This window comes from Planktotalea sp. (genome assembly GCF_018607965.1).
Taxonomy (GTDB): domain Bacteria; phylum Pseudomonadota; class Alphaproteobacteria; order Rhodobacterales; family Rhodobacteraceae; genus Planktotalea.
In genome coordinates this window covers 67,321-81,645 of the sequence record NZ_JABBAM010000095.1, presented here as the reverse complement: position 1 = coordinate 81,645, position 14,325 = coordinate 67,321, and the positions used below count along the sequence as shown (strand labels likewise).

The following is a 14,325-nucleotide window of genomic DNA, read 5'->3' as shown; positions in this document are numbered from 1 at the left end:
GGCGACGATGATCTTGATCCGCATGGGTGGTTGGATCCTGCGAATGCCAAACTATGGATTGGTGCAATTGAAACGTGCCTAAGTGCCGCTGATCCCGAAAATTCCGATGCTTACGGCGCGAATGCGTTGAAAGCGGTGCAGAGTTTGACAGCGCTGACGGCGCGCATTGATTCGCAATTGAGCGCGGTAAAGTCGCAGCTCTAAATGGTTCTTCATGATGGATTTCAGTATTTTGATCGCCGCTTTGGTCCTGAATTTGAAGGCTCAATCGCGCTGGGCGATGCGACAGCGCCAAGCCCGAAGCGGATCGCGACTGCACGTGATCAGTTGCGTGAACATGGATTGGCGTGTGTGTTTACTGAGCTGCAGCAAAGCGCGCGGCTTGTGGATGTCGTGATCGAGGGAACGGATACGAAAATAGGTGAGCTGGATGCAATGGGGGCCAGACTTTCGCCCGGCCCTGATCTGTATTTCGAACTGCTGCAAGGACTTGCAGATAGCTTCACGGAATGTTTGGCGGGTTAGCCGCCCATCATCTCAGAACTGCGCACGATCACTTCGGCCTGTTTGATCGACGCGATGTCGACCAAGCGGCCTTTGTAAACGGTTGCGCCTTCGCCGTTGGCTTTTGCCGTTTCCATCGCGGCTAGGATTTCGCGGGCTTCTGCGACGGCCTCGGTGGAGGGGGTGAACACCTCGTTAGACAGTGCGATTTGTTTAGGGTGGATTGCCCATTTTCCGACCATGCCTAGGGTTGCGGAACGGCGTGCTTGGGCGACAAAGCCCTCGTCATCAGAGAAGTCGCCGAACGGTCCATCGACAGGCAAAACGCCGTGCGTGCGGCAGGCGGCGACGATTGCGGCCTGTGCCCAGTGCCACGGGTCGGACCAATGTTTCTGGCCTTCGTGGATCATGTAGTAGTTGGCTTGTGTGCCGCCGATGCCCGTCGTTGCCATGCCCATGGAGGCCGCGAAATCGGCTGCGCCAAGGCTCATCGCTTGGAGGCGGGGGGAGGCGGCGGCGATCTCTTCGACGTGGGCAATGCCAGCAGCACTTTCGATGATGACTTCAAATGAAATCGGCTTGGTGCGCCCTTTTGCGGTTTCGATCGCTGTGACCAGTGCGTCGACTGCATAGATATCGGCAGCGCAACCCACTTTGGGGATCATGATTTGATCTAATCGCTCGCCTGCTTGTTCCAAAAGGTCCACAACATCGCGATACCAATAAGGTGTATCGAGACCGTTGATGCGCACGGACAGCGTCTTGTCGCCCCAATCCACATCGCTGATCGCTTTGATCACATTGGCACGCGCGCTGTCTTTGTCGGACGGTGCGACGCTGTCTTCAAGATCAAGGTTGATGACGTCTGCAGCACTTGCTGCCATTTTCTCAAAGATCGCAGGGCGAGAACCGGGTCCGAAAAGCTGGCAGCGGTTGGGACGTGCAACGGGTGTAGGTTGGATGCGGAAGCTCATAGCGGACCTTTCGGGTAATTTAATTACGTTTTGATCTGCGTTAGAGTTATTTCGTTGCGAGAGCGTTCGCAAGGGAATTTTCTGCAGCTGCATTCGTGCGCGCTGCAATGCAGAGACGCACGACGCGTGTGTGTAATTCTAGATTTGAGAAAGATAATTCTAATTTACTTTGTATCTACGCAATATTTTCCCGATATTTATGAAAATCCACGTAATTACGCGAGATAATCGTGCAATTCCCGCGCCAATATCCGCGTTGACACTTATGATTCCGAGGGGACTACCATGATTGAAACTCCATATCTGCTTTTCTTGGGCGATGCGCCTGACCAACTGTCTGCGAAAGTTGCGCAGGGTATCAAAGATTGGCGCCCTGAAAATTCGGTTGGTCAGTTGCGCTTGGAGGGCTGCGGCGCTGACGTGGGCCTCAAAGACATGACATTGGCTGAGGCCAAAGCAGCCGGTGCCAAAACGCTTGTCATCGGTGTTGCCAACCGTGGCGGCATCATTAGCCAAGCTTGGAAAACAGTGCTGATCGAAGCGCTTGAGATGGGCTATGATCTGGCGTCCGGTCTGCACAATCTGTTGCGTGACGAGGGCGATTTGGTCGCTGCTGCGCAAACCAGCGGTGGCACATTGCACGACGTGCGCGTTCCAACGGTTGGCTATCCCATTGCGAACGGCATCAAACGCACAGGCAAGCGTTGCTTGGCGGTTGGCACAGATTGCTCTGCGGGCAAGATGTACACAGCTTTGGCGATGGACAAAGTCATGCAAGAGCGGGGTCTGAAATCCACGTTCCGTGCAACGGGCCAGACGGGTATCTTGATCACAGGCAACGGCGTTCCTTTGGACGCGGTGATCGCGGACTTTATGGCGGGTGCAGTTGAATATCTCACACCTGACAATGACGAAGATCACTGGGATATGATTGAAGGTCAGGGCAGTCTGTTCCACGTGTCCTATTCCGGTGTGACCATGGCGCTTGTCCATGGTGGTCAGCCTGATGCGTTGATCCTGTGCCACGAACCAACACGCACACACATGCGTGGCTTGCCGACATACACACTGCCAACGCTTGAGCAGTTGCGCGATACGGCGTTGCCGTTGGCGCAAGTTGGAAACCTAGCCTGTAAGGTTGTCGGTATTTCAGTGAACACACAGCATATGTCCGAGGACGTTGCCGTTGCGTATCTGAAAGAGGTCGAGGATCGCATGGGTTTGCCAGCGGTTGATCCATACCGTCACGGCGCGGATCGCTTGGTTGACGCGCTTGCCGATATCTGATGCTTTTGCCGCGCGTGGCCTCGGCTGCGCGCGTCACGAATGACCCAAGGAATGAACAACATGAAAATTGATGTCACGCGCGATGTATTTCAGCTCGCGCAGGTGTTCACCATTTCGCGTGGTTCGCGTACCGAGGCCAAGGTTTTGACGGTTTGCTTGCAAGACGGTCATCACATGGGCTGGGGCGAATGCGTCCCGTATGCGCGCTATGATGAAACGTTAGAAAGTGTAGAAGCGCAAATTCGCAGGCTTCCTGAAACCTTCACGCGCGCTGATCTTTACGATTTGTTAGACGCAGGTGCCGCGCGCAATGCAGTTGATTGTGCGCTTTGGGATATGGAAGCCAAACGTGCGGGCAAAGCCGTTTGGCAACTGGCAGGTTTGAACAAGCCGTGGCCAGAGATCACAGCCTATACATTATCGCTAGGAACGCGGGACGCGATGCAAAAGCAGGCCAGCGAAAATGCGTTCCGCCCTTTGCTTAAGATTAAACTGGGCACACCCGACGACATGCCTCGGCTTGAGGCAGTGCGCCGTGGTGCGCCGAAATCACGGATAATCATTGATGCTAATGAGGGCTGGAGCGCAGATGTTTACGCAGACCTCGCCCCGCATTTAGTTGGCCTTGGCGTAGAGCTGGTGGAGCAACCTTTGCCTGCTGGCGAAGACGATGCCCTAAGCGAGATAGAACGTCCGCTGCCTGTGTGTGCGGACGAATCCTGTCATGATCGCGACAGCCTGCCCAAGCTGAAGGGCAAGTATGATGTGGTGAACATCAAGCTGGATAAAACAGGTGGTTTGACCGAAGCGCTAGCGCTGAAAGAGGCGGCCTTGGCGCAGGGCTATCAAGTGATGGTTGGCTGCATGGTTGGGTCCTCGCTTGCAATGGCACCTGCGACATTGCTTGCACAAGGCGCATTGGTAACAGACCTTGACGGCCCGCTGCTTCTGGCCGAAGACCGCGCGACACCCCTTCAATTTGACGCCGCTGGCGTCCACCCGCCCAGCTCAAAGCTCTGGGGATAGGAGAGAACGATGACACGTACTGTTTATTTAAACGGCGAATATCTACCCGAAAACGAAGCGAAGGTTTCGATCTTTGATCGCGGCTTTCTGATGGCGGATGGTGTGTATGAGGTGACGTCTGTTCTGGGTGGCAAGCTGATCGATTTTGACGGTCACGCAGTCCGTTTGAACCGTTCACTGGATGAGTTGGACATGAACAATCCGATTTCCAAGGAAGACCTTTTGGAGGTCCACCGTGAATTGGTGCGTGAAAACAAAATTGTGGATGGGATGATCTATCTTCAGATCACGCGCGGTGCGCCGGATGATCGTGATTTCGTCTTCCCTGATCCAGAAACAACGCCGCAAACGATTGTTCTGTTCACACAGAACAAGCCGGGTCTGGCGAATTCACCCGTTGCGAAGGTGGGTATCAAAGTCATCTCGATCGAGGACGCCCGTTGGGGCCGTCGCGACATCAAAACGGTTCAATTGCTCTACCCGTCTATGGGTAAGATGATGGCTAAGAAAGCGGGCGCAGATGATGCGTGGATGGTCGAGGACGGTTTTGTCACCGAGGGCACATCCAATAACGCCTATATCGTGAAGGGCAACAAGATTATCACGCGCGCCCTATCCAATGACATCTTGCACGGTATCACCCGCGCTGCAGTTCTGCGGTTTGCCAAAGAGGCGCAGATGGAAGTGGAAGAGCGTAACTTTACCATTGAAGAAGCGATGCAAGCAGATGAGGCGTTTATCACGTCTGCGTCCACATTCGTGATGCCAGTCGTCGAAATCGACGGGGCGCAGTTGGGTGATAGGACGCCCGGAAAAGTTGCGCCGCGTTTGCGCGAAATCTACCTTGAAGAGAGCATCAAGAAAGCGATCTAGCAAAGCCTTTGCGCGTAGCTTCGCCTATCGTGTTTGCCGTAGTGTCGGATTTTTGTAATCTGGGCACGTGGTGAAATGTGAGGGGCGAAGCGATGCAAAAAGTAATTGGCGGGGTCATTTTGATCGCAGCAGTTGGCGGTTTTGTCCTGTGGCGCGTAAGCGAACGTGCCAAAGGTGTGCAGGCCGCGATTTCAGAACGTGCGCAAAGCGTTGCAGAAAACGCGGTTCACAATGTGCAAGCCGAGGTGTCTGGCCGTGACATTCGAATTTCTGGCTTTGCCGATACAGAGGCCGAACGCGATGCGCTGCTCGGTGCGTTGAACGGGATTGAAGGCGCTCGGGGTGTCACCGATGATCTGACACTGCTTCCCATTGCTAAACCCTATATGATCGCTGCAACGCGCAAGGGCGGGCAAACTCTGCTACAGGGCAATGTTCCAACAGAAGATTTGCGCGCGGTTTTTGCTAACAGCGGTGTTTCTGGTGCTGAGGGTTTGACGCTTGCCTCTGGTGCGCCAGAACTGTGGGAAAAAGCCATTGGTGCGGGTTTGAAAGCGCTGTCGCAAATGGAGGAGGGGTCTGTTTCGCTGAACGGTGCGACCCTGCGTTTGACGGGATTGGTTGACGAGCCGAGCGCGCGCGGCCCTCCTTGCTTCTGTTACTTTGCCTGATGGCTTCACGTTTGAAAGCGATATTGAAACGCGTGATGATGGTCTGCTGGTGGCCTATGAGATCGCTTTTGATATCGGTCGTGGTGTGACGGTGACAGGGACGTTGCCAACTGGTTTGAACGTGGTGCAAATCGCTCAGGCGCTGTGCGAATTGAAAGCAACGGGTGATGCTGTGGTTGTTGAGAAGGGTGATCCGGCAGTGGTTCTGGCTGCTTTAAGTGCGTTAAAGCCATGGCTTCCTCAGTTGGAAAATATCACATTCACTATGAAAGAGGACGTTGCCAGTCTGACAGGCGTTGTTGCACCAAATGTAGATGCTGCGCAGCTTGCTGATCAAATGAAAGCGGAGTTTGCAGAAGGCACGGTGCTTTCTTTATCCACGTTAAAAACGCTGCCGCAAGATGGCGCGCGGCGGGTCAATGTGATCACGGGTGTGCAAGTACAGTTTCAGTTTGGAGCGTGGATGCAGGCGTTTGATTTCACGCCGACATTGAGCAATTGTACGGAGCAGACCAACGGTTTCCTCGCAAGCGCTAAGATCAATTTCGCAAGCGGTGTTGCCGATTTCGATGCACGTAGCGCGCCCGTGATCAGTGGGCTGGCGGTTATCCTGAACCGTTGCATTCGGGGCGCAAACCTGAGTGCTGAACTTGCAGGCCATACGGACAACACGGGCAATGGCAAGTTCGAACACAGCGCAAACCGCGCGCTTTTTGTGCGCGCAGCTTTGATCAATAGCGGTGTTTCTGCGGATGCGATTTCTGCGATTGGTTACGGTGGCAGCAAACCGATTGCAGACAATGCCACCGACACAGGTCGCGCAGCCAACCGGCGCGTGACTTTGCGTTGGGGGCAACGATAAAATTAGGTCGCTTGTTTGTGAGATACATCAAACGCCGCTTTTTGCGCGTCTGATGCGTCGGCCTGAAATTGGTCACGCCATTCGTTGAAGGGCATTCCGTAGAATGCTTCGCGGCCTTCATCTTTGCTCATCTCGATGCCGCGCTCGTTTGCGGCCTCTTGATACCAACGCGACAAGCAGTTGCGGCAAAAGCCCGTCAAATTCATCATGTCAATGTTTTGCACATCTGTGCGCTTAGCCAAGTGATCGCGCATACGGCGAAAGGCGGCTGCTTCAAGTTCAAGCTGTGTTTGTTCGTCCATGATGGGATCTCCTGGCGGTGTGTATTTAGTGTTTGGTGCGCGCGAGAGCTTTTTCAAGCAAAGGCGCGAGGCGGGTTGCCCAATCTTGTTGCTGTGCTTCGGTTTCGATCAAATCATTGCGAAGCTCTACCAACACATTCAGATGGCCGTGCTGTAACGCATGCGTATCGACCGCGTCGCCGGGCAGGTGGCCAGTGTAGGGTTCGTTGTCGCCAATGGTCAAATCAGGTTCTGCGCGCAAGACATCAAGCAGCGAGGACGAAAGGCGCGTGTCATCCGCGTAAAGGACGCCAATTTCCCAAGGTCGCAGCGGGCGGCCTTTGAGCTGAGGTGTGAAAGAGTGGACCGACAACAAGACAGGATCCGCGCGACGTTTCATCAAGGTGTCTAGTGCGCTGTGATAGGGGTGGTAACAGGCCTGCATGCGTTTTTCTTGCTCTTTCGGACCTGCGTGGCGGTTGGCGGGAATGATTGTCCCATCGTAGAGTTTCATCAAAAGTGTGGGGTCATTTGCACCGCGATTTGGATCAATCACAAGGCGCGAGAAGTTTGAACAAATCACTGGGCCGTCCAATAAGTCGCCTAGCATCTGCGCAAGACCTGCAGCCCCTATATCAAACGCGATGTGGCGGGCCATATCTGTCGTGGCAATACCAAGATCGCCACCGTTCACAAAGTCAGGAACGGTGTTGGCGGCATGATCACTGGTCACAGTCCAACGGCTGGAACGCGTGGTTCCGTATTCAAAGAAAGGCTGGTATGTCACGTATCTGTTTCCTAGTTTCGCTAAGCATTAAGGCAGTTGCCGAGCAAATGGAAATGCGCAATAAGCACAACGAATTGTTAGCGGTAACATATTATCGTGATTGACGTAGCTGAACCGGATTTGAGGAATTAAGTATGAGACGCAACCGCAGTGTAAAGATCGTAGCAACGCTAGGGCCAGCATCCAGCGACTATAAAATGATCCGTGCATTGCACGAAGCGGGCGCAGATGTGTTCCGTCTCAACATGAGCCACGGTAGTCACGACAAGATTGGCGAAATGCATGCGATTATTCGCAAGGTCGAGGCGGATCTGGATAGTCCGATCGGTATTCTTGCAGACCTTCAAGGGCCTAAGTTGCGTGTTGGAGAATTTGAGAACGGGTCTGAAGAGCTGGTTGTTGGCGCTGATTTCCGTCTGGATCTGGATGACACAACAGGTGATTTGTCGCGTATAACATTGCCCCACCCCGAGATTTTTGCAGCGTTGGAAGCTGGATCCTCCCTGCTGGTGAACGATGGTAAGATCCGTCTTAAGGTAAAAGACTGCGGTGCGGATTTTGCCAATTGCGAAGTGATTATTGGCGGCACAATTTCGAATCGCAAAGGGGTTAATGTGCCGGACGTAGTGCTGCCCTTGGCTGCTCTGTCTGAAAAAGATCTCGCGGATCTGGAATTTGTTTGTGAACTCGGTGTTGATTGGTTGGCGTTGTCTTTTGTGCAGCGTGCCAAAGATGTTTGGGATGCACGTGATCTGGTTAAAGGGCGCGCTGCTGTGCTGTCCAAGATTGAAAAGCCGTCCGCGGTTACCAGCTTTGACGAAATTCTGGATGCCTCAGATGGCATCATGGTCGCGCGTGGCGATCTGGGCGTTGAACTGCCCGTGCAGAACGTCCCACCGATCCAAAAGCGTTTGGTCCGTAAATGTCGTGCGGCGGCAAAGCCTGTGATTGTTGCAACGCAGATGTTGGAATCCATGATCGAAAGCCCAATGCCGACGCGTGCAGAAGTGTCTGACGTTGCGACCGCGATCTATGAAGGTGCGGATGCGATCATGCTAAGCGCTGAAAGTGCGGCGGGTGATTTCCCGATTGATGCAGTTCAAACCATGGACAACGTGGCGCGCGAAGTTGAGAGCGATCCAACATATACAGAAATTCTGGAAGCCTCACGCACTGCAAAGCGCACAACTGTTGCCGATGGCATCGTTGCGGCGGCGCGTGAAATTGCGGAAACGACCGAAATCAAAGCGATTTGCTGTTTTACGCAAAGTGGGACGACTGCATTGTTGACAGCGCGGGAACGTCCACGTGTTCCGATCATTGCGATGACCTCAGAGACGCGTACGGCACGTCGCCTTGCACTGACATGGGGCACGTTCTGCGTAAAAACCGCTGAGCTTGAGCGCTTTAAGAGCGCAGTTGTGTCAGCAGCGCGCGCGGCGCGGTCTAGCGGATTGGCAACGGAGAAAGATCAGATCGTTGTGACCGCGGGTGTTCCGTTTAACATTCCAGGCACAACAAACATTCTTAGGGTTGCACCCTGTGAGGAACGTTTGATTTACGCATCCGATCCAGAGTAGTGTTGCGATCACCTTCTAAGTGTTAGGAATGTGGTATGAGTTATGATCTAGCTTTGTTTTTTGGAACGCTAATTGCGGGGTTTGCGATCCCCGCAATAATGTCGGCGTTTTCTGATAGCAGAACACCGCGCATGAGATCCCTGATGCTTATCGTGGGTGGGTCCCTTGTTGTGTGGGCGGTGACCCGCAAACCAGGTGGGTACAGCTTTGACGAAATCCCGGATGTGTTCGTGCAGGTCACACGCGACTTGCATGGCTAACTTAGTACTTGCGGAATCTACGGGCCTATCCTAAACGGCCCTTTCTATGCGCGAGTCCGGCTTAAGTGGCATGCCGAGTGTACGCGTTCCTACCGACCCTAAAAGGAGACGGAAATGCCCAAGATGAAGACAAAATCGAGCTGCAAAAAGCGGTTCAAAACAACGGCGAGCGGTCGTGTTGTAGCAGCGCAAGCTGGCAAACAGCACGGTATGATCAAGCGCTCTAACAAGTTCCTTCGCAACGCACGTGGAACAACCACGCTATCGGCTCCTGATGAGAAAATCATCAAGTCGATGATGCCCTACGCTCGCTAAGGAGATTTGAAAGATGTCACGCGTTAAAGGTGGTACAGTAACCCACGCCCGTCACCGTAAAGTCGTCAAAGCAGCCAAAGGCTACTACGGACGTCGTAAAAATACATTCAAAGTCGCAGCACAGGCCGTTGATAAAGCGAACCAGTACGCGACACGCGACCGCAAGAATCGTAAGCGTAGCTTCCGTGCATTGTGGATCCAGCGTATCAACGCAGCTGTGCGCAGCCACGACGAGGCGCTGACATACAGCCGCTTCATCAATGGTCTGATGCTTGCAGGTATCGAAGTAGACCGTAAGGTTCTGTCCGATCTCGCAGTAAACGAGCCAGACGCATTTACAGCGATCGTTGAACAAGCGAAAGCAGCTTTGGCCGCTTAATCGCGCTTGAAGGGTAGAGAATTAAGAGGCCCTGACCATTGGTTGGGGCCTTTTTCGTTGTGCGATCTGGGCCAAGCGGGTAATCCCAAGCCAACAGTTTGCACGCAGTTTTGCGCATAAGTTCTAAGAGGCCCGCCATGGATGATCTAAGAGATAAATACGTCAGCTTAATCGCGGCCGCATCGGATGAAAGCACGCTAGAAGACTTGCGCGTTCAGGCCGTTGGCAAAAAGGGCGAAATCAGCCTGCAAATGCGCCAGCTTGGCAAGATGTCCCCCGAGGAACGCCAAACGGCGGGTCCGATGCTGAATGCGTTGAGGGACGAGATTAATTCGGCGCTGGCTGCGAAGAAAACAGCGCTAGGGGATGCCGCATTGGACGAACGTCTGCGCGGTGAATGGTTGGACGTGACGCTGCCCGGTCGCCAGCGTCCTGCGGGAACGATCCACCCGATCAGCCAAGTCACGGATGAGGTCACAGCGATCCTTGCTGATTTGGGTTTTGCGGTTGCCGAGGGTCCACAGATTGAGTCTGATTGGTATAATTTCGATGCGTTGAACATCCCAGGCCACCACCCTGCGCGCGCCGAGATGGACACGTTCTACACGCATCGCGCAGAGGGTGATGATCGCCCGCCGCATGTTTTGCGCACGCACACATCGCCTGTTCAAATCCGTCACATGGAAGCGCACGGCGCACCGTGCCGCATCATCTGTCCGGGTCGCGTGTACCGCGCGGATTACGACCAAACGCACACGCCCATGTTCAACCAAGTCGAAGGTTTGGCCATCGACAAAGATATCTCAATGGCGAACCTGAAATGGACGTTGGAAGAGTTTTTCTCGGTCTTTTTCGGAACCGAAGTCAAAACCCGTTTCCGCGCCTCGCATTTCCCGTTCACGGAACCCTCCGCAGAGGTGGATATCCAGTGCCGCTGGGAAAATGGCTCTGTCAAAGTGGGCGAGGGCGATGATTGGCTCGAAGTGCTTGGTTCTGGCATGGTGCACCCCAAGGTCTTGCAAGCGGGTGGCATTGATCCCGCTGAATGGCAGGGTTTTGCGTTCGGCATGGGCATCGACCGCATGGCGATGCTGAAATACGGAATTCCTGATTTGAGGGCGTTCTTTGATTCAGATTTGCGCTGGTTGCGTCATTATGGGTTTGCGAGTTTGGATCAGCCGAACTTGGCGACGGGGTTTTAGGCTGATCAATGGATGTTTTAACAACCATTTGGGAGTTAGTTGCCGAACACGGTGACCAGTACGTTGCTCTAGCGTTCTCGCTTTTTGGTGCCTTGGTTTTTTATCTGTTTCGTCTGAAACCTAAACTAGTTTTTGGCCGAGCACATAGTAGCCTCCACAACCTCAACATTGCGAATAAGAGCGATGAAGAGCCTGACAATTTTTTGGAGATATATAGCGAGCAGTTTTTCATTTTGAATGAAGACAGAAAGGCGGCGACTGACATCAGCCTTGTCCTTAGTCATTTTCCAAGAAATATTGCTATCAATCCAGCGCAAAAAGTTTTCTATGAAACCATTGAGAATGGGCAGTGTTTGGTCACGATTCCTTATGTGGGTGCACGAGAATTAGTTTCTCTTGATTGTGTTTATTTGAATCAGCGCGCTGCATTCATCGTGTCCGTTCGGTGTGAAGAAGCGATTGGCAAACTCGTTGATTTCTTCACTGTTCGCCAATATCCTAACTGGGCCTATTGGTTGTTGTGGATGCTGATTATTTTTGGTGGTGCCTTCATAATTCAATTGTTGCTAGATCTATCGAAAGGCTTTGTTTAATGGCTATCCCCCAAGCCTTCACCGACTTCATCGACGAAATGCGCGACGAGTCTCCTAGCCTTGAGATCACTCAGATGTTCGACAAGACTTGTGCAAAGCTGGGTGGGGGCAAGCCTGTGTTGTCGTTTTTCCAAGACTGCATGGTGTTTAAGCTGGGCGTGACACGCGTTCAAGAAATTTTCGCGACCCACCTTGAGGCCGTGCCGTTTGACCCTTCGGGCAAGGGCAGGCCGTTCAAGGATTGGGTACAGGTGCCTGAGCGCATCGACACAGATTGGCATGCGCTTGCTCGTGAAGCGCTTGGCCTTAAGTAACAGGAAGATATGACATGAAATTCACACTGTCCTGGTTGAAGGATCATCTGGAAACAGACGCGTCTTTGGATGATATTCTCTACGCTTTGACCGATTTGGGTCTGGAAGTGGAAGAGGTCACGAACCCCGCTGACAAGCTGAAATCCTTCACATTGGCGAAGGTCAAAACAGCAGAGCAGCATCCAGATGCGGATCGCTTGCGCGTTTGCCAAGTCGAGACGGACATTGGCATGCAGCAGATCGTGTGCGGTGCGCCGAACGCGCGCGAGGGGATTACGGTCGTGCTTTGTAAGCCGGGCGATTATGTTCCGGGCATTGATGTTACGCTGTCGGTCGGCAACATTCGCGGCGTTGAAAGCCACGGGATGATGGCGTCCGAGCGTGAGTTGGAGTTATCGGAAGAGCACGACGGTATTATCGAATTGCCCTCGGGTGAAGTGGGTCAGACCTTCGTGAGCTGGCTGGCAGAGAATGATCCGAGCAAAGTTGATTCGGTGATCGAGATTGCGATCACGCCGAACCGTCCTGATGCGCTTGGCGTTCGTGGCATCGCCCGTGATCTGGCAGCACGTGGTCTGGGTACGCTCAAGGCGCGTGATGTTGAACCTGTTGCAGCCAGCTTTAAAGCTGACATTGACATCAGCATCGAAGCGGACACGTTGGATGGCTGTCCTGTGTTCTTTGGTCGTGTGATCAAGGGCGTGAAAAACGGACCGTCCCCTGTCTGGTTGCAAGACGCTTTGCGCGCGATTGGGCTGCGTCCGATTAGTTTCCTTGTCGATGTGACGAACTTCTTCACATACGATCGCAACCGTCCTTTGCACGTGTTTGACATGGCAAAGGTCAACGGAAACCTGCGCGTTCACCGCGCAGCGGGTGGCGAAACGATGGTCGCGCTTGATGATAAGGAATACACGCTGCTCGCGGGTCAGATGGTTATTTCTGATGACAGCGGTCCTGAAAGCATTGCGGGTGTTATGGGTGGTGCTGAAACGGGCTGCACCGAAGAGACTGTCAATGTCTTCGTGGAAAGCGCGTATTGGGATCCGATCCAAATCGCCTACACGGGTCGTGCGTTGAAGATTAATTCTGACGCGCGTTATCGTTTTGAGCGCGGTATTGATCCGGCGTTCACGCTGGAAGGTTTGGAGCACGCGGTTCGTATGATCGTGGACAACGCGGGTGGTGAAGCATCTGAAGTGCTGCAAGCGGGCGCCGTTCCTGATGTGTCGCGCGCCTATAAGTTGGATACAGATAGTGTGCAGTCTTTGGTTGGCATGGTGATCCCCGCCGAAAAGCAGGTCGCGACGTTGACCGCGCTTGGCTTTGTGATGGACGGCGACATGGCGCAAGTGCCGAGTTGGCGTCCTGACGTTTTGGGCGAAGCGGACTTGGTTGAAGAAGTTGCGCGCATTGAATCGCTGACGGGCCTTGTGGGCAAGCCTTTGCCGCGTTTGCACGACGGCGTGACGCGCGCGATCTTGTCGCCTGCGCAATTGCGTGAACGCTCTGCTAAACGTACGGCGGCCTCTTTGGGGTATAACGAATGCATCACGTATAGCTTCATTGATCAGCCGTCTGCCGCGCTCTTTGGTGGCGGGTCTGATGCGACGATGCTGGCCAACCCGATCAGTTCAGAGATGAGCCATATGCGTCCTGCGTTGCTGGCCGGTTTGTTACAAGCTGCTGCGCGCAATCAGGCGCGTGGCTTGATGGATCAAGCCTTGTTCGAGGTTGGTACAGCGTTCAGCGGTGGTGAGCCGGGTGAACAGCATGTTCAGGTGTCTGGCCTGATTGTTGGTCGTACGGGTCCTAAAGACGTGCATGGTACGTCGCGCGGGGTGGATGTGTTTGACGTGAAAGCCGATGCAGAGGCGATCTTGGCCGCGATTGGCGCGCCTGCGAAGGTTCAAATTCTGCGCGGTGCAGAAGAATGGTGGCATCCTGGTCGTCATGGAAAAATTTGTCTGGGGCCGAAGAAGGTTCTCGGCGTGTTTGGTGAAATTCATCCCAAAGTGCTGGCCGCGATGGATGTAAAAGGCCCTGCAATGGGCTTTACGATCTGGCCTGCTGAAGTGCCTTTGCCGAAGAAGAAAACATCCACACGCCCTGCTTTGGTGATGCGTGACTTGCAAGCGGTTGAGCGTGATTTTGCATTTGTTGTGGACAGCGATGTAGAAGCGCTGACTTTGGTCAACGCGGCAGCGGGTGCGGAAAAAGCGCTGATTGAAAATGTGCGCGTTTTCGATGAGTTCGTTGGTGGATCGTTAGGCGAGGGCAAGAAGTCCATCGCTGTGACGGTGCGTTTGCAGCCTGTTGATGCGACACTAAAAGATGCAGAGATCGAAGCGGTTGGTGCTAAGATCATCGAAAAAGTCACCAAGGCAACAGGCGGTGTTCTGCGCGGGTAATGGTGT

The 14,325-nt window shown here is 53.7% G+C and carries 16 protein-coding genes and 1 pseudogene; 14 read left to right on the top strand and 3 right to left on the bottom strand.

The window, feature by feature from the left end:
* The first annotated feature begins 30 nt into the window (after positions 1-30).
* Positions 31-525: pseudogene (locus tag QZ279_RS09265) on the top strand (zinc ABC transporter substrate-binding protein).
* On the opposite strand, the gene QZ279_RS09260 reads toward QZ279_RS09265, so the two are convergent.
* Positions 522-1,478 carry an L-malyl-CoA/beta-methylmalyl-CoA lyase gene (locus QZ279_RS09260; protein WP_293450124.1) on the bottom strand — a complete coding sequence of 319 codons (957 nt, stop codon included), beginning with the start codon at positions 1,476-1,478 and terminating at the stop codon, positions 522-524. The pseudogene QZ279_RS09265 and the gene QZ279_RS09260 overlap by 4 nt on opposite strands.
* 285 nt (positions 1,479-1,763) lie before the next feature.
* Here QZ279_RS09260 and dgcN point away from each other — a divergent pair, with 285 nt between their 5' ends.
* From dgcN to QZ279_RS09235, 5 genes are all read left to right on the top strand, one after another.
* Complete coding sequence (gene dgcN, locus QZ279_RS09255) at positions 1,764-2,765, top strand: N-acetyltransferase DgcN (RefSeq protein ID WP_293450122.1); 1,002 nt, start codon at positions 1,764-1,766, stop codon at positions 2,763-2,765.
* Positions 2,766-2,825: 60 nt separating this feature from the next.
* Positions 2,826-3,791 (top strand): N-acetyl-D-Glu racemase DgcA, encoded by a 966-nt coding sequence (gene dgcA, locus QZ279_RS09250; protein WP_293450120.1) that lies wholly within the window; start codon positions 2,826-2,828, stop codon positions 3,789-3,791.
* A gap of 9 nt (positions 3,792-3,800) precedes the next feature.
* Positions 3,801-4,664 carry a D-amino-acid transaminase gene (locus QZ279_RS09245; protein ID WP_293450118.1) on the top strand — a complete coding sequence of 288 codons (864 nt, stop codon included), beginning with the start codon at positions 3,801-3,803 and terminating at the stop codon, positions 4,662-4,664.
* Positions 4,665-4,756: 92 nt separating this feature from the next.
* Positions 4,757-5,335, top strand: coding sequence for a BON domain-containing protein (locus QZ279_RS09240; RefSeq protein ID WP_293450116.1), 579 nt, complete (start codon positions 4,757-4,759; stop codon positions 5,333-5,335).
* Positions 5,328-6,197 carry an OmpA family protein gene (locus QZ279_RS09235; protein ID WP_293450114.1) on the top strand — a complete coding sequence of 290 codons (870 nt, stop codon included), beginning with the start codon at positions 5,328-5,330 and terminating at the stop codon, positions 6,195-6,197. The genes QZ279_RS09240 and QZ279_RS09235 overlap by 8 nt, the downstream gene beginning before the upstream one ends.
* A gap of 2 nt (positions 6,198-6,199) precedes the next feature.
* Here QZ279_RS09235 and QZ279_RS09230 read toward each other — a convergent pair whose 3' ends face one another.
* Complete coding sequence (locus QZ279_RS09230) at positions 6,200-6,499, bottom strand: DUF1244 domain-containing protein (RefSeq protein ID WP_293450112.1); 300 nt, start codon at positions 6,497-6,499, stop codon at positions 6,200-6,202.
* A 25-nt stretch (positions 6,500-6,524) separates the two neighbouring features.
* The gene (locus tag QZ279_RS09225; RefSeq protein ID WP_293450110.1) at positions 6,525-7,265 is read right to left on the bottom strand and encodes an N-formylglutamate amidohydrolase; all 741 of its coding nucleotides are present in this window, start codon (positions 7,263-7,265) and stop codon (positions 6,525-6,527) included.
* Between the two features lie 134 nt (positions 7,266-7,399).
* Here QZ279_RS09225 and pyk point away from each other — a divergent pair, with 134 nt between their 5' ends.
* From pyk to pheT, 8 genes are all read left to right on the top strand, one after another.
* Positions 7,400-8,845 carry a pyruvate kinase gene (pyk, locus tag QZ279_RS09220; RefSeq protein WP_293450108.1) on the top strand — a complete coding sequence of 482 codons (1,446 nt, stop codon included), beginning with the start codon at positions 7,400-7,402 and terminating at the stop codon, positions 8,843-8,845.
* Between the two features lie 35 nt (positions 8,846-8,880).
* Complete coding sequence (locus tag QZ279_RS09215) at positions 8,881-9,105, top strand: hypothetical protein (RefSeq protein WP_293450106.1); 225 nt, start codon at positions 8,881-8,883, stop codon at positions 9,103-9,105.
* 114 nt (positions 9,106-9,219) lie between these two features.
* Positions 9,220-9,420: a 50S ribosomal protein L35 gene (gene rpmI / locus QZ279_RS09210; RefSeq protein WP_293441546.1), complete on the top strand. Its 201-nt coding sequence runs from the start codon at positions 9,220-9,222 to the stop codon at positions 9,418-9,420.
* 13 nt (positions 9,421-9,433) lie between these two features.
* On the top strand, positions 9,434-9,799 hold the full coding sequence (gene rplT / locus QZ279_RS09205) for a 50S ribosomal protein L20 (RefSeq protein WP_085306864.1): 366 nt from the start codon (positions 9,434-9,436) through the stop codon (positions 9,797-9,799).
* Positions 9,800-9,936: 137 nt separating this feature from the next.
* Positions 9,937-11,001: a phenylalanine--tRNA ligase subunit alpha gene (gene pheS, locus QZ279_RS09200; RefSeq protein ID WP_293450101.1), complete on the top strand. Its 1,065-nt coding sequence runs from the start codon at positions 9,937-9,939 to the stop codon at positions 10,999-11,001.
* 8 nt (positions 11,002-11,009) lie between these two features.
* The gene (locus tag QZ279_RS09195; protein ID WP_293450099.1) at positions 11,010-11,594 is read left to right on the top strand and encodes a hypothetical protein; all 585 of its coding nucleotides are present in this window, start codon (positions 11,010-11,012) and stop codon (positions 11,592-11,594) included.
* Positions 11,594-11,908 (top strand): hypothetical protein, encoded by a 315-nt coding sequence (locus tag QZ279_RS09190; protein ID WP_293450097.1) that lies wholly within the window; start codon positions 11,594-11,596, stop codon positions 11,906-11,908. The genes QZ279_RS09195 and QZ279_RS09190 overlap by 1 nt, the downstream gene beginning before the upstream one ends.
* A 14-nt stretch (positions 11,909-11,922) precedes the next feature.
* The gene (gene pheT / locus QZ279_RS09185; protein WP_293450095.1) at positions 11,923-14,319 is read left to right on the top strand and encodes a phenylalanine--tRNA ligase subunit beta; all 2,397 of its coding nucleotides are present in this window, start codon (positions 11,923-11,925) and stop codon (positions 14,317-14,319) included.
* The last annotated feature ends 6 nt before the right edge of the window (positions 14,320-14,325 follow it).